Source organism: Curtobacterium sp. MCLR17_034 (genome assembly GCF_003234485.1).
Lineage (GTDB): Bacteria > Actinomycetota > Actinomycetes > Actinomycetales > Microbacteriaceae > Curtobacterium > Curtobacterium flaccumfaciens.
This window is the reverse complement of sequence record NZ_QKTH01000018.1, coordinates 38,720-60,252: the sequence shown is the minus strand read 5'-3', so window position 1 is coordinate 60,252 and position 21,533 is coordinate 38,720. Positions and strand designations below refer to the sequence as shown.

Sequence of the window (21,533 nt, the reverse complement as noted above, 5' to 3'; positions counted from 1 at the left end):
GGGGTTCAGCGCTCCGGGGTCGTGGTGATGCCGGCTTCGACGGCGTCGGCGGCGGCACGTGGGGTCCAGCCGGTGTCGGCCGTCTCGCCGATGCGCTCGAGGGCGTCGACGACGAGGTCCCAGAACCGGCCGTGGTCGAGCTCCATCGCGGCGCTCGTGCGGCAGTCCTCGGGTGCGGGGGCGCGGAAGTCGGCGACGGTCATGCCGAGGGTCAGCGCGCCCTGGGTCTCGACGTGGATCGGGACCTTCACGGCGCGGACGATGGTGGGGTCGATCACGTAGGCGACGGCGCAGGGGTCGTGGACCGGCGGGGCGTCGAAGCCCTGGGCGTCCTTGTAGGTCTGGCCGAAGAAGTCGAGCAGCTCGCCGACGAACGCGGCGGGGGCGGTGCCGACGTCGGCGATGCGCGAGGCGACCTCGGGGGTGGCCAGGGCCTGGTGCGTCAGGTCGAGGCCGACCATCACGACGTCCCACCCGGCCTCGAACACGATGGCCGCGGCCTCGGGGTCGATGACGATGTTGAACTCGGCGACCGGGCTCCAGTTGCCGACGTGCACGCCGCCGCCCATGAGCACGACCTGCTTGACGCGCTCGACGATGCGGGGCTCCTTGCGGGCCGCGAGGGCGATGTTCGTCAGACCCCCGGTCGGCACGAGGGTGACCGTGCCGGGCTCGTGGGCCATCACGGTGTCGATGATCAGGTCGACGGCGTGGCGCGCGTCGAGGTCGAACGACGGCTCGGGGAGCATCGGGCCGTCCAGGCCGCTCTCACCGTGGATGTCCGGTGCAACCTCGATCTGGCGCAGCAGCGGGCGGGCGGCTCCGGCGGCGAACGGTACCCCGGTGATGCCGGCGATGCGGGCGACGGCCAGGGCGTTGCGGGTGACCTTCGGCAGGGTCTGGTTGCCGACGACGGTGGTCACCGCGAGCAGGTCGATGGCCGGGCTACCGTGGGCGAGCAGGAGCGCCACGGCGTCGTCGTGGCCGGGGTCGCAATCGAGGATGATCTTCGCGGCGGGCTGGGTCGCATCGGGCACGCTGGGCGCTCCACTTCTTCGGGGAATCGAGGTGAGTGCTCGACGTGGTGAGGATCCACGGGCCGGCAGAGCGCTGGCGACGCGGCGCGTCAAGCGTTTGACATCGAAACACGTCAAACGCTTGACGTCAAGTTCGACCACCACGCTCGCTAGCATCGACGGGTGCCCTCCCCCGCCGTTCCGAGCCGTCGTGTGACCGCTGCGATGGTGGCCGAGCGTGCGGGCACGAGCATCGCCACGGTCTCCCTCGTCGTGAACGGCAAGGACCGCGGACGGGTCTCCGCCCCCATCGCCGCACGGGTCCGCGACGCCGTGGACGACCTCGGCTACGTCGTCGACCACGCGGCGAGTTCCCTGGCGCGCGGCAGCGGCGACCTCGTCGTGTTCATCGCCCCCGACCTGTCGAACCCGTTCTTCGCCGAGGTCATCCGTGGCGTCCGCGACACCCTGGGCGACCGGTTCCAGCTCGTGCTCTCCGTCACCGAGCGGGGTGCACAGCCGGTCGCGGCCGACGTCCGGCGCTTCGAACGGCTCCGGCCAGCCGGCATCCTGGTCGACGCACCGGCCGCCGACGAGCCGATGTCGGCGAGCGTCCCCGTGGTGCTGCTCGACGCCCCCGGTGGGCCCGAGGCGGTCAACTACGACCTCTCCACCGGCGTGCACGACCTCGTCGCCCACCTGCACGACCAGGGGCACCGGCACGTGGGCTACCTCGACGGCACCTCGAGGGCGGCGACGTTCGGCGTGCGCCGCGAACTGTTCGAGCAGGCCTGTGCGGAGGCCGGCATCACGGTCTCCGAGGTCACCGCCCGCGCCGACCTCACCGTGGAGGCCGCGGCCTCGGCCACCGAGCACGTCATCGAGGCCTGGCAGGACGACGACGTCACCGCCGTCGTCGCGGCCGCGGACACCCTGGCCTACGGAGTCCTGCGGGTCGCTGGCGCGCTCGGCATCGCCGTCCCCGGCGCACTCGCGGTCGCGGGCTTCGACGACCTGCCGTCGTCGTCGGTCACCGCGCCGGCCCTGACGAGCGTGGCGCTTCCCGGCGCCGACCTCGGTCGGGCTGCAGCACTGCGGCTCCTCGCGACGCTCGACGGCACGGCCGCCGAGCCCGCGGCCCTGCCGACGCGGCTCGTGCCGCGCGCGAGCACCGGCGCGTAGCGCGCCGCGTCAGCGCCCGAGCCGGGCCCGCGAAAGCGACACATCTCGCACGTCCGAGGCGGCAGGTCCGCGAAAGCGACAGTTCGACGCGGATGTTCCGCGGAGAACTGTCGCTTTCGCGAAGGAGGCGGGCTGGCCACGCGCCGTGGGCGCGGACGCGCCGGCCTGGAGGCCCGGTGCCAGCCCGCACCGCGCCTCCAGGGAGCGACGGGCGCGACCACCCCGCCATGGCGACAGATCTCGCCGCCCACCGACCGGCAGGACCGCGAAAGCGACAGATGTCCGCGGACGTTCCGCGCAGATCTGTCGCTTTCGCGAGGCTGGCTACTGCTGCGTGCGGTCCGCCGGCTCCGCCGCCGCGTGCTCCGCACGGGCCGCGCGCTGCGCCCGCTCGAGCTCGTCGGCCTCCTCGCCGCCGACGGCCTCGCCACGGGCGACCATGCCGGCCGTGTCGGAGAGCGTGATCTGCGGCAGGAAGAGCGCGAGCAGGAACGCCACCGCGATGAACGGCAGCAGGTACCAGAACACCGGTGCGAGCGAGTCGGCGTAGGCGTTCACGACGCCGTCCTGCACCGCCGGCGGCAGGCCCGCGACGGTCGACGGGTCGATGCTCCCCGCCGACGACGCCGCATCGGTCGCCGAACCACCGGCACCGCGGAACACGTCGGTCAGCGACGTCGTGAGCCGCGCGGTGAAGAGCGCGCCGAAGACGGCGGTGCCGAGGGAGGCGCCGACCTCGCGGAAGTAGTTGTTCGTCGAGGTCGCGGTGCCGACCTGCTCGGCGGGGACGGCGTTCTGCGCGACGAGGACGACCACCTGCATGATCAGGCCGAGCCCCGCACCGAAGACGAACAGGTACGCGCAGATGAGCCAGATCGGGGTGTCCGCCGCCAGCTGGGTCATCGCGAGCATCGCGATGGCCACCAGGACCGTGCCGACGATCGGGAACATCCGGTAGCGCCCGGTCTTGGTGATCAGGACACCCGAGGCGATCGAGGTGCCGATCAGACCGGCCATCATCGGCAGCATCAGCAGGCCGGAGACCGCAGCCGAGGTACCCGAGGCCATCTGCAGGAACGTCGGGACGAAGCCGATCGCGGCGAACATGCCGATACCGAGCACCAGGCCGATGCCGGTGGCCAGCAGGAAGGTGCGGTTGCGGAAGAACGACAGCGGGAGCACGGGGTCCTGCGCACGGGACTCGACGAACACCAGCAGCGCTGCCGAGACGACGAGACCGGCGAACCAGGCCCAGGTCTCGGGGGCGTCCCAGCCGTGGTCCTTGCTGCCGCCGAACTCCGAGAAGAACACCAGGCACGTGGTCGCTGCGGACATGAACAGCACGCCGAGGACGTCGATGCGCTTCGTCGCCTTCTTGTTCGGCAGGGTCAGCGCGAACCACGCCACGAAGAACGCCGCGATGCCGACCGGGATGTTGATGTAGAACGCCCAGTTCCAGGTGAGGTGGTCCACGAAGAAGCCACCGAGCAGCGGGCCACCGATGGCGGACAGGCCGAAGATCGCACCGAGCGGGCCGAGGTACTTGCCGCGCTGCGAGGCCGGGACGATGTCCGCGATGATCGCCTGCGACAGGATCATCAGGCCGCCGCCGCCGAGCCCCTGCATGGCGCGGAACGCCACGAGCTGCGTGAAGTCCGTGGCGAACGCGCACCCGGCCGACGCGATGGTGAACAGCGCGATCGCGATGAGGAACAGGTTGCGTCGGCCGAGGACGTCGCCGAACTTGCCGTAGACGGGCATCACGATGGTGGAGGCGAGCAGGTACCCGGTCGTCAGCCAGGCCTGGTGCGCGACGCCGCCGAGCTCGCCGACGATCGTCGGCATCGCGGTGGAGACGATGGTCTGGTCGAGGCTGGAGAGCAGCATCCCCGCGATCAGGGCGGAGAAGATGATCCAGATGCGACGCTGCGTCAGGAGCAGCGGGCCGTCGGAGCCTGGGCGGGCACGCTTGGTGGTGCCCGGCGCGGTGGCGCTCATGTGGTGTGTTCCCGTTCGGTCGTGGTGACCGCCCTGAGCAGGCGGAGGTTCTCGGTGAGCAGTTCGTCGAACGTCGGCCCGGTGGCCTCGTCGAAAGCGTCGTCGAAGTACTCGGTCGCGGTGGCCTTCATCAAGGCTGCCGCGGCCTCGGTGACCAGTCGCGGTCGGCGGTCGGCGGGGTCGTCCCACCCGAACCGTCGCCGCAGGGCCACGGTGATCCGGGCGAGCTGCACGTCGGTCGCCGACAGGAACCGTGCGACGAGTGCCGGCTCCCGCTCGAACACCCGGCGGACCAGGGCTTCGTCGGCGCGGGCGATGCCGACCCGGTGGAACTGGTCGATCGCCAGCGCCACGATCGAGCCGAGGGGGTCGAGCTCGCCGGGGACGATCCCGCCCGCGGCGTAGGCATCGATCGCCTCGACGTCGGCGTTGAGCTCGATGCCGAGCACGGCGTCGTCCTTCGACCCGAAGTGGTTGAAGAACGTGCGGCGCGACACCCCGACGGTCTCGCAGAGCTGCTCGATCGTGAAGCCGTGCAGCCCGTGTTCGACCGTCGCCCGACGTGCCTCGACGATCATGCGTCGGCGCAGCGCGCGGGTGCGTTCGGTGGTGCTCACCGAGCAAGAATTGCACTCTCCTGCTGAAAGTGCAATACGGGGTGGGGCCGGGCTACAGGGTCTTCTCGAAGCAGAACGACCAAGGCATCGTCGCGACGTAGGGCTCGTAGACGTCGATCTGGTCCCAGCCGGTCTTGCGGTAGAGCGCCACGGCGTCGGGCTGCTTGTCGCCGGTCTGCAGGATGAGCCGCGGGGCGCCGAGTTCACGGCCGACGCGCTCGCACTCGTCGAGCAACGCGGTGGCCGCACCCTTGCCACGCGCGGAGGCCAGCACGATGAGGCGCTTCAGTTCGACCTCGTCGCCCAGACGTCGGACGGCGATGTGCCCGACCGGCTCGCCGGACTCGTCGACGGCCAGGATCGACGTGACGACGGTCGACGGGTCGACACTCAGCGCACGTCCCCGCTCGGCGGTGACCGCCGGGTCCTCGCCGGCGTTCGCCGACCCGTAGCGTTCGTGCATCTCGTCGTCCATGCGGGCGCGGAGCACCACGCTGCGGGGGTCGTCCCAGGACACGCGTTCGATCGTGATCACGAACGTCGATCCTGGCACGGGCGACCGACGACGCGGAAACCGAGGGCGGCCGTCGGGCGGGACCGGCGCCGCCGATCGAGCGGGACCGGCGCCGCCCGTCAGTCGCGCTGGCCGAGTGCCGCGATCGGGCCCTCGCCGGCGCGGAACGCCGCGAGCACGGCCGCCGCGTCGTCGTACACCTCTGCCGCCCCGGCACCGCGGAGCTCGTCGCCGCCGATGCCGCCGGTCATCACGCCGACGCACGGTACCCCCACCTTGCCGGCGGACTCGACGTCCCACATGGCATCCCCGACCATCACGGCGTCGTCGGCGGAGACCCCGGCCTTGTCGAGCGCGACCCGGATGATGCCGGGGTCCGGCTTCGCCTGCTCGACGTCCTCGGAGCTGGTCTCGGCGGTGACCCACTCGCCCGCGTCGAGCAGGTCGCGCAGGCGGGCGAGTTCGTGCTCGGGCGCGCTGGTCGCCAGGACCACGGCGTGCCCGGCCTCGGCGACGGCCTGCAGGAGTTCGCGTGCACCCGGCAGCAGCCGGAGCCGCGGCATCTGCTCGGCGTAGTAGGCGGTGTGGAACTGCTTGGCGGTGTCGCGGGTCTCCTGGGACGCGTCCGGCAGCAGCGTCTCGAGCAGCTTCGCCGAGTCCATCCCGATCGCGCGGTGGATCCGCCAGGCGTCGACGGACTCCCCCGCCGCCAGGAACGCCCGCCACCACGCGTCGATGTGCGCGTAGTTCGAGTCGGCGAGGGTGCCGTCGATGTCGAAGAGGACTGCTGTCGTGGGTGCGTCGGCCATCACACCATGCTGCTCGGGAGGCCCGGATCGCCTCCCAGGGGCCGCCCGCGTCCGTCAGACGGTGATCGTCTCCCCCGCCGGCAGGATCAGGACGGGCACCGGCCCGAGACCGTCCGGGCCGAGGAAGCGCGCGGCGGACTGCTGGCCGAGCTCGCTCAGCATCGCCTCGTGGATCTGCACGGCCCGCTCCGGCGCCACGGCGCGCACGTAGTCGACGGCCTGGGCGGTGTTCGTCCACGGCCCGCTCGTCGGCAGCAGCAGGGTCGGCACCGGGACGCCGGGCTCGAGGTACGCGTCGCCCGGGTGGAACACCGCGTCGTCCACCAGGTAGCCGACGTTCGCGGTGGACGGGATGTCGGGGTGGATGACCGCGTGCTGCTCGCCGAAGACCCGGACGGAGAACGGTCCGACGGTGATCGTGTCGCCGGCGCGCACCGCTGCGACCCGGCCGTGGTGTTCGCCGAGCTGCTCCACGACGGTCTCCGGACCGCGGACGACGAGGTCCGGGTTCGCGGCGAGTCCCGCGCGCAGGGCGTCGATGTCGAAGTGGTCGGGGTGGTCGTGCGTGACGAGGACGCCCGCTGCTCCCCGGACGAGGTCGACGGCCTCGGGCGTGAACACCCCGGGGTCGATGACGAGGGTGACGCCGTCCTGCTCGAGGACGACGGTGGCGTGGTTGTACTTCGTCAACTCCATGCGCACAACTGTACAGCCGTGTTGTACTTCTGCGGTCGCCCAGGAGGTGAGGAGTCGTTCAGTCGGCCCGGCGCGCGACCCGCTCGAACAGCTCGGGCAGACGGCGGAGCAGCGCACGCTCCTCGGCGTCGGTCTCCTCGCGGATCGCGTCGGCCAGCCAGTCCGTGCGGGCGTCCATGTCCCGCTGCAGTGCGGCCCGGCCGGCGTCCGTGATCCGGATGACCGACGCTCGGCGGTCGGTGTCCGACGCCGTCCGGTCGACGTACCCGAGTTCGGCCAGTTCGCCGACCGTGCGGGACTGCCCCTGGTGCTTCACCCCGCGGCGGCGCGCGAGTTCCGCGATCGTCATCGGGCCCTCGCGGTGCAGGAACCCGAGGGTGGTGGTGTGCGTGGCCGGCAGCGCGTCCGCCTCGCGTCGTGCGGCACGCACGACCCGGCCGATGGACTGTCGGAGCTCCGCAGCGAGCTCGTCGATCGGGTCCATGCCCGGAACGCTACCGCGTCACGGACAGGAGGCGCGGTGCCAGCTGGCACCGCGCCTCCTGTCCGTCACGGGGTTCTGCTCAGCTGCTGCGGACGTCGTCCGCCGCACCCTGCGCGTTGTCCTTGACGTCGGACGCGGCCCCCTGCGCCTCGCCCTTGACCGCCTGCGCGGCGTCCTGCGCGGTCCCCTTGAGGTCCTGCGCGTGCTCCTTCGCTACGTCGCCGAGCTGCGAGCCGACGTCCTTCGCCTGCTCCTTGACCTCGTCGACGAGCGGTGCAGCCTTGTCCTTCAGCTCACCGGCGAGCTCTTCTTCCTTCTCGGTGGTCGGCAGGAGCGACGACACGAGCCAACCGGCACCGAACGCGATGAGGCCGACGGCCAGGGGGTTGCCCTTCGCCTTCTCGACGCCCTTCTGCGCGACGTCCTTCGCCTGGCCGGTCGCGCCCGAGGCGGAACCGGAGGCGCTCGAGCGGGCCGACTGGGCCGCGCCCATCACGGACTCACGGACGTCCTGGAACCGGCCCTTCACCTTCTCGCTCTGGCGGTGGGCGATGGACGACGGGCTGACCTTGTCGGCGAGGGCGTCGACGTCGGAGCCGAGTTCGCCGCGGGTGCGCTCGATGTCGGCGCGGATCTCGTCTGGGGTGCTCATGGCTTCCTCCCGGTGTTGGGCTTGAGTGTCTCGGGGACTTCCTTGGCGGTCTCGACCGTCTGCGGGGCGCCCTTGATCTCCTTGATCTCCTTGCGCCCGCGGACGGCCAGGATCGCGGCGACGATCGCGTAGACGACCGCGATGATCAGGGCGGACCAGGCGTTGCCGATCAGGTAACCGAGGCCCCACCACGCGGCGATCGACAGGAACAGCAGGGCGAACACGGCGGTGAGTCCAGCGCCGCCGAACATCCCGCCCGCCTTGCCGGCCTTCTTCGCAGAGTCGGTCAGCTCGGCCTTCGCGAGGGCGACCTCCTGCCGGAACAGGCTGGAGAGGTCACGCGACACGTCGGACAGCAGCTCACCGAGCGGTGTGGTCGCGGCGCGCTCCTCGGGCGTCGGTTCACCCAGGGGTGTCGCGCCGGGGACGGACTGGCTCATACGCCACTCCCCGATCCGGTGGTGCCGTCGCCGGCCTCCTTCTCGTGCTTGACCTCGGTCGCGAGCGCCTTGGTCAGGCGTCCGGCGAGCAGGCCAGCACCGGCGGCGATCGCGATGAACGTGCCGGGGCGCTTCGCGGCGAAGGTCTTCACCTCGTCGAGCAGCGAGCCCGGGTCGCGGTTTTCGAGGAACCCGGCGGCCGAGGTCGCGCGGCCCGACAGGTCGCGGACGACCTTCGAGGCGACGCCCTGCTCGTCGTCGTTCTCGGCCATGCGACCGAGCTGCTCGCCGAGGGAGCGGAGTCCGCCGGCAGCGCGCTGCTGCTGCTCGCCGGCCTGCTGCTTGAGGTTCTCGGACGCCTGGCCGTAGAGCTGCTTGGCGTGGTCGGTCGCCTCGGAGGCAACCTTCGACGCCTGCTCCTTGGCGGTGCCCGCGACGTTCGCGGCCTTCTCCTTGGCGTCGCCGGCGACGTCCTGCGCGGCACCCTTGGCCGCGTCGGCCTTGCCGGAGCCGCTGCCCGAGTCACTGCCGGAGCCGGAGCCGCTGCCGGTGCTGCCGGAGCCACCAACGCTGCCGGCGGATGCCGCGGACGGGACGGCGGGGAGCTGCTCGTCGGCCGGGACGGCGTCGAGGGGTGCGTCGAACGGCATCTCGGCGGCGCTGTCGCCGTACGGGTCGTAGGTCTGGGGTGCACCGGGGTCGGTGGGCCGCGCGGCGGGGGTACCGCTGGCGTACGACGGCACGGTCACGCCGGGGGCGACCTCGTGGCCCTCGGAGGCTGCGGTGCGGTCGTGGATGGGCGTCCCGGAGTCGTTCCCGGGTGGGTTCGTGGTCATGGTCGGCCTTCCGGTTGTCGTCGTCCCCGGCGTGCACCGGGGGCGTTTCGCCATCGAACGTGCGCGCTGCCCTCTGGGCCAGGACCCAGGAATGCCGGGAAACGCGGTCCGGCAATCCGCACAGGTGGAAGCCGGTTGGATCGACGGATGCCCCGTGTCTCGGTCGTGATCCCCGTGCGGGACGACGCCGTGCACCTGCGCCGGTGCCTCGCCGCCCTCGCAGCTCAGACCCGCCCGGCCGACGAGGTCGTCGTGGTCGACAACGGCAGCTCTGACGACAGCGCGGCGGTCGCCCGGGACGCCGGTGCGGTCGTGCTCACGGAGCCGGTGCGCGGGATCGCCCGGGCCTCGGCGCGCGGCTACGACCGGGCGTCCGGCGACGTCGTCGTGCGGCTCGACGCCGACTCCGTCCCGCCGCCGTCCTGGATCGCCGACGCGGTCCGGTTGTTGGCCGACCCCGAGGTCGTCGCGGTCACCGGTCCGGGCCGGCCGCGGAACGGTGGCGCCGTGGTGCGCCGACTGTGGAACGCCGTGTACATGGGCCCGTACTTCGTCCTGATGTGGAGCGCGCTCGGGCGTCCGCCGCTGTTCGGGTCCGCCATGGCGATGCGCCGGTCGACCTGGGCCGCGGTCGGTGGGCGAGCGCACCGCGACGACGCCGAGGTGCACGACGACGTCGACCTGAGCATGCAGCTCGACCCGGCCTGGCGGGTGGTGGCCGACCCCGTGCTCACCGTGCAGGTGTCCGCGCGACCGTTGGCGGGCCTCCCGTCCGTCTGGGTGCGGACGCGACGCGCCCTCCACACGTTCCGCGTGAACGGCCGGCGGGCGAACCCGGTGCGCCGGTGGGCGCGACGGCTGCGATCGCAGTCGCGGTCGCGGCGGTGGTGGCGCAGCCGCTGACCGACGGGGTCGGGGGACAACGAATCGGTGACGGTCTCAGCCACCGCGGCCCCCGGTCGATACGTTCGTGAGCGACGGTCACGACCTGACGCGACCGGACGAAGGGGAACCATGCGCCACACGATCACGCTCGCTGCCCTGCTGGCGGCGGGCCTCGCCCTGACCGGCTGCGCCCAGGCCGGACCGGCCGGACCGGCGAGCGACACCGCGACCACCGCAGCCGACCCGACGACGGCACCGAGCCCCACCGACACCACGACCGCTCCGAGCCCCACCGACACCGGGGCCCCGAGCGACGAGACCGTCACCGTCCCGGCCAGCTGCACCGACCTGATCACCCCTGGCAAGTGGGACAAGGCGTTCGCATCGGCACCGCTCAACGACCCGTCGGTCGTCGGCGACCCGATCGCGATCCCGAAGAGCTCGTTCACCCCGGCGCTGCAGGGCGACGGCAAGCGCCTGTACTGCGTGTGGCGGGAGCCGCAGGCCGACATCTCGTACCTGTCCATCGCGGTCGACGCCGTCGATCCGACCGCAGCCCGTGAGGCGCTCGAGCAGCTCAGCGCGAAGGGCTACGACTGCGGCGACGAGTCCGACGGGTACCTGTGCCAGAAGGTCTCGAAGAACTCGCAGTACCCGGTCACGGACGGCGACACGTACTTCACGCGGGGTGACCTCGGCATCCACATCCAGCAGTCGAACATCGAGACGACCGATCTGCTCGACGACGTCGTGGCGAACGTCTTCACGGACTGACGCAGGGGGTCACCGGGCGGGGCGGGACCGCACGTGCGCCCGCTCACCCTGCGGCCCGTACAGGCACAGCACCTCGGTGACGGAGTCGGTCACGTTGCCCATCCAGTGGGGGGTGTGGGTGTCGAACTCGGCGACCTCTCCGGGGCCCAGGTCGAGGTCGTGCTCCCCCAGCACCAACCGGAGCCGTCCGGACAGCACGTAGAGCCACTCGTAGCCCTCGTGCGTCTTGAGCGACGGCTCCCCACCCGGGGTGTTCGGCGGGAACAGCTGCTTGAAGGAGCGCACCCCGCCGGTCCGCTTCGTCAGCGGCACGACGACGCGGCCGCCGTGCACCTCGGGCTTCATGTGCACGCGCGGGTCGCCGGTCTGCGGTGCGCCGACCAGGTCGTCGAGGGGCACCTGGTACGCCCGCGCGAGGGGCAGCAGCAGTTCCAGCGTGGGCTTCCGCTGGCCGGACTCGAGCCGCGACAGGGTGCTCACCGAGACCCCCGTCTGCTCGGACAGTGCCGCGAGCGTCACGTCGCGGTGGGCGCGCAGCGCGCGCAGGCGGGGGCCGACCCCGTCGACGACGTCGGCCGTCGTGCGCGGGGCGGTCGTGTCCTGGTTGCCGTGTCCCATGTCCGCCATGTTGCCACACCGGCAAACTTCGTTGCTGTTCACGCTCGAACCGCCGCATGATCAGCGAATGCCTGCACACTTCGACGTCATCGTCATCGGCGGCTCGGCCGCCGGCCTCTCCGCCGCCCTCATCCTCGGCCGTTCGCGGCGCTCAGTGCTCGTCGTCGACTCCGGCGAGCCCCGCAACGCCCCGGCGGCCGGCGCGCACAACTACCTCGGCCACGAGGGCGTCGCGCCCGCCGAGCTGGTCCGCATCGGTCGCGACGAGGTCGCCGCCTACGGCGTCCAGGTCACGGCCGGGAGGATCGTGGCCACGTCCGCCACGACCGGTGACGGTCACGACCCGGTCGGCTTCTCGGTCACGCTGGACTCGGGCGAGGTCGTCACGGCGCGCAGGCTGGTCGTCGCCTCCGGCGCCGTGGACGTCCTGCCGGAGGTCCCGGGCCTGGCCGAGCAGTGGGGGCGCGGGGTCGTGCACTGCCCGTTCTGCCACGGGTGGGAGATCCGCGACCAGCGGATCGGGGTCCTCGTCACGACACCGAACGCCGCGCACCACGCGCTCATGTTCCGGGCGCTGAGCGATCGGGTGACCGCGTTCCTGACCGATCGGGCCCTGATGGACGACACCGCCCTGGCTGGTTTGGCCGCCCGCGGCATCTCGGTCATCGAGGGCCCCGTCGCCGCCGTGGTCTCCGAGGGTGACCGGCTGACCGGGGTCCGGCTCGGCGACGGGTCGTTCGTCGAGCTCGATGCCCTGGCCACGGCGAGCCGGCCCGAGGCGCGGGTGGGGTTCCTGTCCGGGCTCGGACTCGCCGCCACCGACCAGTTCATGGGCGACCACCGGTTCGCGACGGCGCTGACCGTGGACGCCGCCGGGCAGACCGCCGTGCGCGGGGTCTACGCAGCCGGCAACGTGACGGCCCCGATGGCGACGGTCATCGCGTCGGCGGCGGCCGGCACCCAGACGGGCGCGGCGGTGCACGGCGACCTGGTGCAGGCCGACCTGGTGGCGGCGCTGGCCGGGGTGGGCGCGGGCGCCGGTGCGGCCATCGGCGCGGCCGAAGTTTCGCGCTGAGCGACAGTTCGCGGGGCCGGGTGGGCGTGGAGTGTCGGTGAGCGCGAAACCCGGGCTCGGTCAGTCGACGCGGTAGCCGGCCTGCGCAGCCAGGAGCGGTGCGAGCGTGTACAGCTGGTCGGCGCCGATCGTGGCCCCGCGGAACCCCTCGAGCCGCTCGACCCGATCGAGGTCCGCTCCACGCAGGTCCACGTGGTCGATGCGGGTGTTCGACCCCTCGGCGGCGCGGATGCTGCTGCCGTCGAACGACACCCGCAGCAGCTTCGCGTCGGCGATGTCGAGCTCGTCGATGACGCAGTCACGGAACACCACGTCGGTGATCGTCGAGCCCCGCAGGTTCACGAACCCGAACTTCATGCCGACGAACTCGACGCCGTTCAGCCCGGAGTCGTACAGCTCCGCCGAGCCGACGCGACCGCCGGAGACCCGGACCTCGCGCCACGTGCTGCTCGATGCCCGCAGGATCGGGGCGTCGAGCGAGTCGATGATCGAGTCACGGACCCGGAGCCCACGGAAGTCCGCGTCGTCGCCTCGGAACGTGTCGATGACGCACTCCTCGATCTCCAGGTCGGGCAGTCGCTCGCCGGCCAGGTCGAGGACGTCGATGCGCTTGCCCTCGATGCGGTCACCCGTCAGGACGTCACCGGGTGCTGGCGCCCAGTCCTCGAGGTTCGTCGGTTCGGTCAGGGTGATGCGCGGGGCGTCGGTGCCGGAGGAGCGTGCCATGCCCCCAGTCTGGCGGTGACCGCCGACCCCGGGTCACGACCGGGGTCGGGTGAGGACGCTGTCCAGCCGGTAGTCCTTCGCCGGGCCGCGCGCTTCCCACCGCACCGTCCAGCGGTCTTCGTCGCCGTCGAAGGCACCCGTGTAGTCGTCCGGGGTGCAGGCGTGGGCGACGCTCGTGCCCCAGACCCAGTCGTGGAACACTCGACCGTCGGAGAAGTGCACGGTCCAGCCGCCGGCGGCGCGATGCGCCACGCCGGTACTCGTCCGCCGCAGGACAAGGGTCCGGGACACGGGCGTCGTCCGACCGTCGAAGGTCATCACGCCCGACTCGTCCCAGCGCACCTCGTCGTCACCGACCCGCGTCAGGGTGGTCTTCCCGGTGACGGTCCCCGTGGCACCGGCGCAGTGGTCGTGCACGGTGCGGTGCAGGTCCCACACCCCGAGCAGGTCCGTCGGCAGCAGCACCCGACCAGGCTAACCGCGCAGGGCCTCGGCCCGCGCGGCTCGGCGCTCGTCGTCGGTGATGACCCCGCGGGCGTGCAGCTCGTCGAGTTCGAGGAGCCGCTGTTCCGGCGAGCTCCGACGGGCACCGTGCGGGCGCCGACTGCGGACGACCGCGATGCACACGGCGACGATGACCGCGATGACGATGAGTGCCATCAGCAGGGTCCAGACGAGGTCGTAGACCGGCGGGATCAGGGGGTTCTGCACTTCTTCGGAGGCCATCATCGTCCGCGCAGCGCTTCGGCTCGGGCGCTGCGGTGCTCCTCGTCGGAGATCACGCCGCGGGCGTGCAGGTCGTCGAGTTCGGCGAGCCGCTGTTCGAGTGGCTTGTCCGGTGCGAACGTGCGGCTCTGCATCGCCTGGTACGCGATGTCCTCCTGCATGGTGAGCGGGTTCTGACCACGGTCGGCCATCCGCTTGCCGCGGTAGAGCGACAGGATGACGATCGTCAGGGTCGTGAGGATCGCCAACGCGGCGACGACCCCGAACGCGATGCCGAACCAGCCGTCGAACAGGTCGGGCATCCCCGACTCCCCCGGACCCTCGAGCTCACTGAACGCGGACCAACTGAGCACCATCGCACTCCCCCTTCTCACAACGACGAGCGAAGCGTAGCGCGACACGGGGAACACGAGCGGGCGTTCCTTCCCAGAACGCCCGCGATGGAACGTGGAAACGGGCGTACCTGGTCGGAACTTCTGACCAGGTACGCCCGAAATCACCCGGTACGCCCGATTCGACCAGGCAGCGCCAGCCCCACCAGGCAGCGCGAGCCCCACCAGCCAGCGCGCCACGCACCACCCCTGCCAGCCCCAACCCGCTCAGCCGCGCAGCGGCCCCGACCCCGGAACGTTCGCACCGTCCGCGAACCCGGCCACGAGTGCACGCAACGCTTCTTCGGAGGTGTGTCGGGCCTCCCATCCGAGCACCGACCGGGCACGGTCGGTCCGCATGATCGGCACGCCGGCCGCGATGTCGATCCACCCGGCGTCCGTCGGCTGCAACCGCAGCCGCCACGTCACCGTCACGATCCCGCGCAGCAGCCGCAGCGGGATCCGGACGGCACCGAGCATGCCGAAGGCCCGGGCCAGTCTCGGCGGGTTGAGCACGGGCGACGCGGCGATGTTGAACGCCCCCGCGGCCCGTCGGTCGACCGCGCGCCAGTAGGCGTCGGCGACGTCGTCGGCGTGCACGGCCTGGAACACGAACGGGTACGGCAGCGGCAACACGAGCCAGCGGATCCACCGCACGATCGACATCGGGACGAGGTGTCCGAGGAACAGCCCTCGGATCTCGGCGGCGGCGTCCCGCTGGAAGATCAGTCCCGGGCGCAGCCGGGTGACGGTCACGGAGGGGTGTTCGGCCTCGAACGCGCCCATGGCCGCTTCGTTGGCGGCCTTGTGGATCGAGTACGTCGCCGTCGGGATGCCGTCGGCGGGCCAGCTCTCGTCCACAGGGGTGCGCTTGCCGTCGACGTCCACTCCGCGGTAGGCACCGACCGACGACGCGACGACGACCTGGGGCACCTCGGCGCGCGCGACGGCCGCCAGGACGTTCGCCGTCCCGGTCACGTTCGTGCGGTGCTGCGCGGGGATGTCGTGCGTCGGCTGGAGCGCCCACGCCAGGTGGATGACGGCATCGGCGCCCTGGAACACGGCCGTGAGCTGGTCCACGGCGTCCGCGGCGCCGACGTCCACGGCGTGCCAGACGGCGGCGGCGTACGGCTCCGCGCGCAGGTCCGGCAGCCGCCGGGCGACGCCGACGATCTGGACGCCAGCAGCGTCACGCGCGACGTCACCGGCGGCGTGACGGCCGGTGTCCCCGTCGCCGTCAGCGCGCACAGCCGCGAGCCGGCGGAGCACCGCCGTCCCCACGTTGCCGGTCGCACCGACGACGACGATGCGCATCAGGCCGCGGCCATCGCGGGGTCGAGCACGACCTTGACGCAGTCGTCCTGCTTCTTCTGGAAGACCTCGTACATGTGCGGGGCATCCTCGAGCGAGACGCGGTGGGTGGTCAGGTCGAGCGTGCCGAGCGGGTCCGACGGGTCGGAGACGAGCGGCATGATGTCGTCGATCCAGCGCTTCACGTTGCACTGGCCCTCGCGGATGGTGATCTGCTTGTCGAACAGCGTCATCATCGGCATCGGGTCGGCCATGCCGCCGTAGACACCGCTCAGCGAGACGGTGCCGCCGCGACGGACCAGGTCGATCGCCGCGTGCACGGCGGCCAGCCGGTCGACGCCGGCGGTCTCGATCGCCTTCTGCGCGAGCTTGTCGGGCAGCAGGCCGGCGGCGCGCTGGGCGAAGCCCGCCATCGGGTTGCCGTGGGCCTCCATGCCGACGGCGTCGACGACCCCGTCGGGGCCACGGCCGTCGGTCAGGTCGACGAGCTCGGGCACCAGGTCCTTCGTCAGGTCGAACACCTCGGCACCGTGCTTCGCCCCGAGGTCACGGCGGACCTGCTCGGGGTCGACGGCGAGCACGCGGTAGCCGAGGTGCTTGCCGATGCGGGCGGCGAACTGGCCGACCGGGCCGAGGCCGAGCACGGCGAGCGTGCCGCCCTCGGGCACCTGTGCGTACTGCACGGCCTGCCACGCGGTCGGCAGGATGTCGCTCAGGAACAGCCAGCGGTCGTCGGGGGTGCCGTCGTCCGGCACGACGATGGGGCCGTAGTCGGCGTGCGGCACGCGCAGGTACTCCGCCTGGCCACCCGGGACCTGGCCGTACATCTTCGTGTAGCCGAACAGCGAGGCACCGGTGCCGTACTCGGTCACCTGGGTGGTCTCGCACTGCGACTGCAGGCCGTGCTGGCACATCCAGCAGTGGCCGCAGGAGATGTTGAAGGGGATGACGACCCGGTCGCCGACCTTCAGGTTCGTGACGCCGGATCCGATCTCTTCCACGATGCCCATCGGCTCGTGGCCGAGGACGTCGCCGCGGTCGATGTACGGGCCGAGCACGCGGTACAGGTGCAGGTCGGAGCCGCAGATCGCCGTGGAGGTGATCCGCACGATCGCGTCGGTCGGCTCCTGGATGGTCGGGTCGGGGACGGTCTCGACGGACACCTTCTCGGTGCCCTGGTAGGTCAGTGCGCGCACGTTGCGTTCCTCTCGTGGTCGCTTCGAGCCTGCCTGGAGGCACGACTCGCGTTCCCCTCCTCGGTACGCGCCCGCCCCGTGGACGCTCCCAGCCCCGCGTCCCCCTCGCGCACGTCGGCGCGGGTGGGCAGCGGTGGTCGCGACCTCATGCGAGGACGGCTGCGAGGACCCGCTCGTGTTCGTCGCGACCACCCGGTCCGGCACTGCCGGCGAGCATGATGAGCGCCTTCCACAGCGCCCAGCCCCGGGCGCGCGCCCACGTGTCGTCGTCCAGGTCGACCGCCTGCCAGAACACCCGTCGCGCCGGGCCGTCCAGCATCGTCCACGCGAGCACGAGGTCGCACGCCGGGTCGCCCACGCCGCACGTGCCGAAGTCGATCACCGCGCACAGCCCCCCGGTGTCGTCGACGAGCAGGTTGCCCGGGGCGACGTCTCCGTGGAACCAGACGGCCGGCCCGTCCCAGCGGCTGGCGAGGGCCTCGGCCCAGACCGCTTCGCACGCGCCGCGGTCGACGACGGCGCCGCCGGTCCTGCCGCTGCTGCTGCCGCCGCCGCCGCCGCCGCCGCCGAGCGTGTCGAGCGCCGTCCGCACCTCGGCGTCGTACACGGACGGGTGCTCCCCCCGGTGGAACGAGTGCGCGCCGGCGGTGGGGCCGCCCGTCGCCGGGACGCTCCGGAGCTGCCGGAGCACGGCACCGACCTCGGCAGCGAAGCGCTCGTGGTCGAGGTCGTCGAGCTGCACGGCGGGCACCCCGTCGAGCCACCGCCGCACCGACCACGGGAACGGGTACCCCTGGCCTGGTTCCCCGAGCGCCACGGGCTCCGGGACGGCGACGTCCAGCCGCCGGGCGAGGTACGGCAGGACGTCCTGCTCCTTCTCGACCGCGGGCACGTAGCCGGCCGCGCTCGGCAGTCGGACCGACAGGGCGTCCCCGAGCCGGTAGGTGCGGTTGTCCCAGCCCTGGTGGTCGACCTCGCGCACGGGCAGGTCGGCCCAGTCGGGGAACTGCTCCGCGACGAGTCGTTCGACGAGTCCGGCGTCGATCCGGGGCACCTCGGTGTGCATGCCCGCAGCCTAGGCGTCGGACCCGGCACGGCGGTGGGGCCGGCGCGCGACGGCGGCCAGCGGCGGGTCGGACCCGCACCGGGCCTCCCGGCCGCCGCCTCAGGCGGGTTCTGCCAGGGCGAGCAACGCCTCCCGCACGACCGCGAGCGCTGTCAGCCCCGCAGCCGGTCACGCTCCCCCGGCGGCAGGTGCTCGGTCGCCGTCCGGCGGGCGGCCGGGCTGAGGAACCGGCCACTCTGCTCGAGGAACGCCACGAGCGCCGCCTCGGACGCCCGCTTCCCCGTCTCGCGCAGGACCAACCCGAGCGCCGACTGCACCGTCTCGCTGCGCTCCCGCACCAGGCGACCGGCGATCCCGAGTGGCACCTCGGCGTCGCCCTGCTTCACGAACGCCAGGGTCGCGACGACCGCGATCCGGCGGACCATCGCCACGTCGGACTTCGCCAGCGCGAACAGCGGGCCGGTCGAAGCGCCCAGCAACGGTGCGCCGACGAGTTCCTCGGCCGCCAGGTCGACGAGCACCGGGTCCTCGAACCGCTCGGCCTTCGCCGCCGACAGGTACTCGTCGGTGAGCTCCGGGTCGGGGTGCGCCCGCATCGCCTGCACGAGCAGCAGGACGGCGACGAGCTTCGCGCCGTCGTCCTCGCTCCAGAGCAGCGCCGAACGCTCGCCCTCGTCGAGGTCGTGGAACTGCCGCGCGACCCTCCGGGCCGCGGCGACGTCACCGGTGGTGCGGGCGAACGCCGCCAGCACGGCCTCAGCGTCGCGCCCCGCCTGGAGGCCCGTCACGCGACCTCCCCCTCGCTCGCGTCGTTCTGTGGTGCCCTCCGACGTCCGCGGCTGAGCACGATGACCGCGACGACCACCAGGAACGCCGCGAACAGCCAGGTGCCGACCTGCGGGTCGACCAGCCGCGCCAGCACGGCACCACCCGGCGAGCACACGGCGGCGGTGATGCCGACCGTCAGGCCGACCCGCAGGTCGACCGCGCGACGCCGGAGGTTCGCGACCGTCCCGGACACCGACGTCGGCACCATCGTGAGCAGCGACGTGCCCTTCGCCAGCAGGTCACCGGCACCGAGCACGACCTCGAGCCCCGGCACGATGACGACCCCGCCGCCGACGCCGACGAGCCCGGACAACACGCCCGACAGCAGCCCGAGCAGCAGCAGGACGATCGCCTCGACGACGCCGAAGTGCACCTCGCCACCGCGGGTCGGCACCGTGGTGAACAGCGACACGAGCACGACGGCGATGAACCCGACGAAGATCCACGGCAGCGCGCGGAGCGGCAGGGCACGGAGCAGCCGGGCACCGATCGGGGCGCCGATGACGCTCCCGACCGCCAGGGTCAGGGCCGCGAGCCAGTGCACCTCGCCCTGCACGGCGTAGGTGACCGCGCCGACGACGGCCGCGGGGGCGATCGCCACGAGCGAGGTGGCCGAGGCCCGACGCTGGTCCATCTGTGCGAAGGCCATGAGCGCCGGCACCACGATGACCCCACCACCGACGCCGAACAGCCCGGACAGGACGCCCGCCAGGACCCCGATCGCCACCAACACGAGCACCGTTCCGCCGCGCTTCCTCATCCCGCCCAGGCTATCCGCGCCGCGGGCGCGCCCTCGCACCGTGCGAGGCTGCCCGCACTTGGAGTGCAGAAATGGTCGGGTCCCCGAGGGCGACCCGACCATTTCTGCTCACGAAGCGAACGTCAGCTCGCGAATCGCTGAGTAGCTTCCCGAATCGCTGCAGCGTGCAGGTAGATGTCGTCGAGGTTCTCGATCGGGTGCTTCGTCTCCGCCTTGTTTTCGTCGAACAGCCCGAGGTACTTCTGCTTCTTGCCGTTGAACCAGAGGCGCGCGATGGGCTTGCGGTTGTTGTCGTCGAGCAGGACGGCGAAGTACGACTTCTGGTCCCGGTGCGCGATGCGATCGGGCTTGACCTCGCTGCAGGCAATCGCCTTGACGATCTGGTAGCCCTCGAGTTCCTCGAGCGTGGTCTCGATCTCGGTGTCGCGGTCGAGGTCATCCTCAGCCACGGCCGCGCTCGTCATCGCTTCGGCGGGGGCTTCGGCTCCGACAGGGGCACTGTACGAAGCGCCGAGTGCCGTCTTGAGCCGGTCGTTCACCTGCTCGTTCAGGAACTGCTTCGACGCCTTCGCAACCAGCGTCGTGAACTGGGTACGGGCCTCCTGGGTGAAGCGACCGTCGTAGACGCGCGTCGTGAAGAGGCGAACGAAGTCCTCTTCCGGCTCACGGAACTGTGCGGCGATGGCTCGCTTGATGGAACCGACGTACTTGAGTTCCTCGGCGGCACTGATGACCGAGTCCAGATCGAAGACGTCCTTGGTCAGCTTGCTGAGCTCCGGCAGCAGGGTCTCGTCGATGTCGGCGAGATCGAGGACGAGGAAGGGGCGGTCGTCCATCTTGTTCGGCGCATCGAGGTCCGTGTAGAAGTTGTAGACCTCGCCGTTCGTGAGCACCGCGATGCGGGCGTTCGTGACGGAGAAGTACCGGAACAGCTGCGACGCGTGCTCGATCTTCAGGGGCTCGGTCGACTTCTTGCACTCGATGAGGATCTGCACCTCGCCGTCGCGCATGATCGCGTAGTCGACCTTCTCGCCGCGCTTCACGCCCACGTCCGCCGTGAACTCGGGCACGACCTCGAGCGGGTTGAACACGTCGTAACCCAGGATCGTCGAGATGAACGGCATGACGAACGCGTTCTTCGTCGCTTCTTCGGTCTGTATGGCCTCGCGCTGGTTCTGCACCTTCGTCGCCAGCGCAGCGAGACGCTCTTCGAACTCCATTGTTCCTCCCCTGTGGTCGCTGCAACGCTAGTTGAAGACCTGTCAACGATGGGCCGATTGTCCCGCCCCCGTTCGTGGGCTACCACGAACCGCTCGTACGGGGCGCGCAAGGAGGGTGCGAACGCTAGGACACAGCCAGGGCCGGCTCGCCCTCGTGCACGAGCTGGTGCACCCGCTGGTAGGAGACACCGAGGACGACCGCGATGTCCCGCAAGGTGAGGCCATCGTCCTTCAGCGAAACGGCGATCGCTCGCCGCAGCGAAAGGGCTCGGGCTTCCTTCGCCTCAGCCTCGGCCCGCAGTGCGGCGGCCTCTTCGAGCGAGCGCGCCAGGGCTGGTTCGAGCTCAGCGCGGATGACCACGGTGACGTCGTCCTGATCGACCTCGGCGACGAAGGCGATCGCTTCACGCTGGGCATCGGCAGCGAGGTCGAGCCGACGGACCTGCGAGATCGCGCCGGGGAACTGGTCGTTCTGCACGATCCACCAGTTGCCCTCGCGATGCGCACGTGACGTGTAGGTCATCGCCACCACCCCTTCCCGAGCTCTTGCTCGAACTGCTTGAAGAACGCCCGAGCGGTGCCGTCGGCGATCTCGGAGTGCCGCCCGACGGTGCTCCGTGTCGACCCGACGACGATGCCGGTGTGGTTCGTGAGTTCCACTTCCCGGTACTCGAGGCCGGCCGCACGCGCCGCGATCCTGATGCGCTTGAGCACGGCTTGACGTTTCACAGCG

27 protein-coding genes are annotated in these 21,533 nt (G+C 71.7%); 4 read left to right on the top strand and 23 right to left on the bottom strand.

Annotated elements, in window-relative coordinates:
- Positions 1-5: 5 nt before the first annotated feature.
- Complete coding sequence (locus tag DEI98_RS15590) at positions 6-1,037, bottom strand: nucleoside hydrolase (protein ID WP_111101240.1); 1,032 nt, start codon at positions 1,035-1,037, stop codon at positions 6-8.
- 162 nt (positions 1,038-1,199) lie between these two features.
- Here DEI98_RS15590 and DEI98_RS15585 point away from each other — a divergent pair, with 162 nt between their 5' ends.
- Entirely contained in the window at positions 1,200-2,198 is a 999-nt protein-coding gene (locus DEI98_RS15585; RefSeq protein WP_258370891.1) for a LacI family DNA-binding transcriptional regulator, read from the top strand.
- 324 nt (positions 2,199-2,522) lie between these two features.
- Here the strand turns inward: DEI98_RS15585 and DEI98_RS15580 are convergent, their stop codons facing one another.
- From DEI98_RS15580 to DEI98_RS15540, 9 genes are all read right to left on the bottom strand, one after another.
- Positions 2,523-4,196 carry an MDR family MFS transporter gene (locus DEI98_RS15580; RefSeq protein WP_110865609.1) on the bottom strand — a complete coding sequence of 558 codons (1,674 nt, stop codon included), beginning with the start codon at positions 4,194-4,196 and terminating at the stop codon, positions 2,523-2,525.
- A complete protein-coding gene (locus DEI98_RS15575) occupies positions 4,193-4,813 on the bottom strand; it encodes a TetR/AcrR family transcriptional regulator (protein ID WP_258367298.1) in 621 nt (206 codons plus the stop codon). Before DEI98_RS15575 ends, DEI98_RS15580 begins: the two co-directional genes overlap by 4 nt.
- Before the next feature lie 52 nt (positions 4,814-4,865).
- Positions 4,866-5,348: a GNAT family N-acetyltransferase gene (locus DEI98_RS15570; RefSeq protein WP_111101239.1), complete on the bottom strand. Its 483-nt coding sequence runs from the start codon at positions 5,346-5,348 to the stop codon at positions 4,866-4,868.
- 98 nt (positions 5,349-5,446) lie between these two features.
- On the bottom strand, positions 5,447-6,136 hold the full coding sequence (locus DEI98_RS15565) for an HAD family hydrolase (RefSeq protein WP_071404856.1): 690 nt from the start codon (positions 6,134-6,136) through the stop codon (positions 5,447-5,449).
- Between the two features lie 54 nt (positions 6,137-6,190).
- Entirely contained in the window at positions 6,191-6,832 is a 642-nt protein-coding gene (locus tag DEI98_RS15560) for an MBL fold metallo-hydrolase (protein ID WP_071404855.1), read from the bottom strand.
- 58 nt (positions 6,833-6,890) lie between these two features.
- On the bottom strand, positions 6,891-7,316 hold the full coding sequence (locus tag DEI98_RS15555; RefSeq protein WP_071245883.1) for a MarR family winged helix-turn-helix transcriptional regulator: 426 nt from the start codon (positions 7,314-7,316) through the stop codon (positions 6,891-6,893).
- Positions 7,317-7,395: 79 nt separating this feature from the next.
- Entirely contained in the window at positions 7,396-7,968 is a 573-nt protein-coding gene (locus DEI98_RS15550; RefSeq protein ID WP_027467152.1) for a DUF3618 domain-containing protein, read from the bottom strand.
- Positions 7,965-8,408, bottom strand: coding sequence for a phage holin family protein (locus DEI98_RS15545; RefSeq protein WP_051597109.1), 444 nt, complete (start codon positions 8,406-8,408; stop codon positions 7,965-7,967). Before DEI98_RS15545 ends, DEI98_RS15550 begins: the two co-directional genes overlap by 4 nt.
- Positions 8,405-9,244 carry a hypothetical protein gene (locus DEI98_RS15540; RefSeq protein ID WP_111101238.1) on the bottom strand — a complete coding sequence of 280 codons (840 nt, stop codon included), beginning with the start codon at positions 9,242-9,244 and terminating at the stop codon, positions 8,405-8,407. The genes DEI98_RS15545 and DEI98_RS15540 overlap by 4 nt, the downstream gene beginning before the upstream one ends.
- A gap of 147 nt (positions 9,245-9,391) precedes the next feature.
- Between DEI98_RS15540 and DEI98_RS15535 the strand changes: the two genes are divergently transcribed.
- Both DEI98_RS15535 and DEI98_RS15530 read left to right on the top strand, forming a co-directional pair.
- Entirely contained in the window at positions 9,392-10,147 is a 756-nt protein-coding gene (locus tag DEI98_RS15535) for a glycosyltransferase family 2 protein (protein ID WP_111101237.1), read from the top strand.
- Between the two features lie 111 nt (positions 10,148-10,258).
- A complete protein-coding gene (locus DEI98_RS15530) occupies positions 10,259-10,903 on the top strand; it encodes a hypothetical protein (RefSeq protein WP_111101236.1) in 645 nt (214 codons plus the stop codon).
- A gap of 9 nt (positions 10,904-10,912) precedes the next feature.
- Here DEI98_RS15530 and DEI98_RS15525 read toward each other — a convergent pair whose 3' ends face one another.
- Positions 10,913-11,530, bottom strand: a complete 618-nt coding sequence (locus DEI98_RS15525) for a helix-turn-helix domain-containing protein (RefSeq protein ID WP_111101235.1) — start codon at positions 11,528-11,530, stop codon at positions 10,913-10,915.
- A 58-nt stretch (positions 11,531-11,588) separates the two neighbouring features.
- Between DEI98_RS15525 and DEI98_RS15520 the strand changes: the two genes are divergently transcribed.
- Positions 11,589-12,596, top strand: coding sequence for an NAD(P)/FAD-dependent oxidoreductase (locus DEI98_RS15520; RefSeq protein WP_111101234.1), 1,008 nt, complete (start codon positions 11,589-11,591; stop codon positions 12,594-12,596).
- A gap of 60 nt (positions 12,597-12,656) precedes the next feature.
- Here the strand turns inward: DEI98_RS15520 and DEI98_RS15515 are convergent, their stop codons facing one another.
- From DEI98_RS15515 to DEI98_RS15460, 12 genes are all read right to left on the bottom strand, one after another.
- Positions 12,657-13,322 carry a pentapeptide repeat-containing protein gene (locus DEI98_RS15515; RefSeq protein ID WP_111024920.1) on the bottom strand — a complete coding sequence of 222 codons (666 nt, stop codon included), beginning with the start codon at positions 13,320-13,322 and terminating at the stop codon, positions 12,657-12,659.
- 33 nt (positions 13,323-13,355) lie between these two features.
- Positions 13,356-13,787, bottom strand: a complete 432-nt coding sequence (locus tag DEI98_RS15510; protein ID WP_111101233.1) for a DUF6314 family protein — start codon at positions 13,785-13,787, stop codon at positions 13,356-13,358.
- A 9-nt stretch (positions 13,788-13,796) separates the two neighbouring features.
- On the bottom strand, positions 13,797-14,048 hold the full coding sequence (locus tag DEI98_RS15505; protein WP_111024922.1) for a hypothetical protein: 252 nt from the start codon (positions 14,046-14,048) through the stop codon (positions 13,797-13,799).
- Entirely contained in the window at positions 14,048-14,404 is a 357-nt protein-coding gene (locus DEI98_RS15500) for an SHOCT domain-containing protein (protein WP_111101232.1), read from the bottom strand. The genes DEI98_RS15505 and DEI98_RS15500 overlap by 1 nt, the downstream gene beginning before the upstream one ends.
- 243 nt (positions 14,405-14,647) lie before the next feature.
- Positions 14,648-15,733, bottom strand: a complete 1,086-nt coding sequence (locus DEI98_RS15495) for an NAD-dependent epimerase/dehydratase family protein (protein ID WP_111101231.1) — start codon at positions 15,731-15,733, stop codon at positions 14,648-14,650.
- Entirely contained in the window at positions 15,733-16,926 is a 1,194-nt protein-coding gene (locus DEI98_RS15490; protein WP_110865531.1) for a zinc-dependent alcohol dehydrogenase, read from the bottom strand. The genes DEI98_RS15495 and DEI98_RS15490 overlap by 1 nt, the downstream gene beginning before the upstream one ends.
- Positions 16,927-17,071: 145 nt before the next feature.
- The gene (locus DEI98_RS15485) at positions 17,072-17,992 is read right to left on the bottom strand and encodes an aminoglycoside phosphotransferase family protein (RefSeq protein WP_111101230.1); all 921 of its coding nucleotides are present in this window, start codon (positions 17,990-17,992) and stop codon (positions 17,072-17,074) included.
- Between the two features lie 152 nt (positions 17,993-18,144).
- Positions 18,145-18,780 (bottom strand): DNA alkylation repair protein, encoded by a 636-nt coding sequence (locus tag DEI98_RS15480; RefSeq protein ID WP_181438059.1) that lies wholly within the window; start codon positions 18,778-18,780, stop codon positions 18,145-18,147.
- A complete protein-coding gene (locus DEI98_RS15475; RefSeq protein ID WP_111101228.1) occupies positions 18,777-19,580 on the bottom strand; it encodes a sulfite exporter TauE/SafE family protein in 804 nt (267 codons plus the stop codon). Before DEI98_RS15475 ends, DEI98_RS15480 begins: the two co-directional genes overlap by 4 nt.
- A 122-nt stretch (positions 19,581-19,702) precedes the next feature.
- Positions 19,703-20,800: a type I restriction endonuclease gene (locus tag DEI98_RS15470; protein WP_111101227.1), complete on the bottom strand. Its 1,098-nt coding sequence runs from the start codon at positions 20,798-20,800 to the stop codon at positions 19,703-19,705.
- 124 nt (positions 20,801-20,924) lie between these two features.
- Entirely contained in the window at positions 20,925-21,323 is a 399-nt protein-coding gene (locus tag DEI98_RS15465) for a sigma factor-like helix-turn-helix DNA-binding protein (RefSeq protein WP_146243539.1), read from the bottom strand.
- Entirely contained in the window at positions 21,320-21,529 is a 210-nt protein-coding gene (locus DEI98_RS15460; protein WP_217499911.1) for a ribonuclease PH, read from the bottom strand. The genes DEI98_RS15465 and DEI98_RS15460 overlap by 4 nt, the downstream gene beginning before the upstream one ends.
- Positions 21,530-21,533: the final 4 nt, after the last annotated feature.

What these genes read in the sequence shown, in the direction of transcription:
- DEI98_RS15580 (WP_110865609.1), bottom strand. Translation starts at nt 4,196, where the DNA reads ATGAGCGCCACCGCGCCGGGCACCACCAAGCGTGCCCGCCCAGGCTCC.
- DEI98_RS15565 (WP_071404856.1), bottom strand. Translation starts at nt 6,136, where the DNA reads ATGGCCGACGCACCCACGACAGCAGTCCTCTTCGACATCGACGGCACC.
- DEI98_RS15560 (WP_071404855.1), bottom strand. Translation starts at nt 6,832, where the DNA reads ATGGAGTTGACGAAGTACAACCACGCCACCGTCGTCCTCGAGCAGGAC.
- DEI98_RS15555 (WP_071245883.1), bottom strand. Translation starts at nt 7,316, where the DNA reads ATGGACCCGATCGACGAGCTCGCTGCGGAGCTCCGACAGTCCATCGGC.
- DEI98_RS15550 (WP_027467152.1), bottom strand. Translation starts at nt 7,968, where the DNA reads ATGAGCACCCCAGACGAGATCCGCGCCGACATCGAGCGCACCCGCGGC.
- DEI98_RS15545 (WP_051597109.1), bottom strand. Translation starts at nt 8,408, where the DNA reads ATGAGCCAGTCCGTCCCCGGCGCGACACCCCTGGGTGAACCGACGCCC.
- DEI98_RS15540 (WP_111101238.1), bottom strand. Translation starts at nt 9,244, where the DNA reads ATGACCACGAACCCACCCGGGAACGACTCCGGGACGCCCATCCACGAC.
- DEI98_RS15535 (WP_111101237.1), top strand. Translation starts at nt 9,392, where the DNA reads ATGCCCCGTGTCTCGGTCGTGATCCCCGTGCGGGACGACGCCGTGCAC.
- DEI98_RS15530 (WP_111101236.1), top strand. Translation starts at nt 10,259, where the DNA reads ATGCGCCACACGATCACGCTCGCTGCCCTGCTGGCGGCGGGCCTCGCC.
- DEI98_RS15525 (WP_111101235.1), bottom strand. Translation starts at nt 11,530, where the DNA reads ATGGCGGACATGGGACACGGCAACCAGGACACGACCGCCCCGCGCACG.
- DEI98_RS15520 (WP_111101234.1), top strand. Translation starts at nt 11,589, where the DNA reads ATGCCTGCACACTTCGACGTCATCGTCATCGGCGGCTCGGCCGCCGGC.
- DEI98_RS15515 (WP_111024920.1), bottom strand. Translation starts at nt 13,322, where the DNA reads ATGGCACGCTCCTCCGGCACCGACGCCCCGCGCATCACCCTGACCGAA.
- DEI98_RS15505 (WP_111024922.1), bottom strand. Translation starts at nt 14,048, where the DNA reads ATGGCCTCCGAAGAAGTGCAGAACCCCCTGATCCCGCCGGTCTACGAC.
- DEI98_RS15500 (WP_111101232.1), bottom strand. Translation starts at nt 14,404, where the DNA reads ATGGTGCTCAGTTGGTCCGCGTTCAGTGAGCTCGAGGGTCCGGGGGAG.
- DEI98_RS15495 (WP_111101231.1), bottom strand. Translation starts at nt 15,733, where the DNA reads ATGCGCATCGTCGTCGTCGGTGCGACCGGCAACGTGGGGACGGCGGTG.
- DEI98_RS15485 (WP_111101230.1), bottom strand. Translation starts at nt 17,992, where the DNA reads ATGCACACCGAGGTGCCCCGGATCGACGCCGGACTCGTCGAACGACTC.
- DEI98_RS15475 (WP_111101228.1), bottom strand. Translation starts at nt 19,580, where the DNA reads ATGAGGAAGCGCGGCGGAACGGTGCTCGTGTTGGTGGCGATCGGGGTC.
- DEI98_RS15470 (WP_111101227.1), bottom strand. Translation starts at nt 20,800, where the DNA reads ATGGAGTTCGAAGAGCGTCTCGCTGCGCTGGCGACGAAGGTGCAGAAC.
- DEI98_RS15465 (WP_146243539.1), bottom strand. Translation starts at nt 21,323, where the DNA reads ATGACCTACACGTCACGTGCGCATCGCGAGGGCAACTGGTGGATCGTG.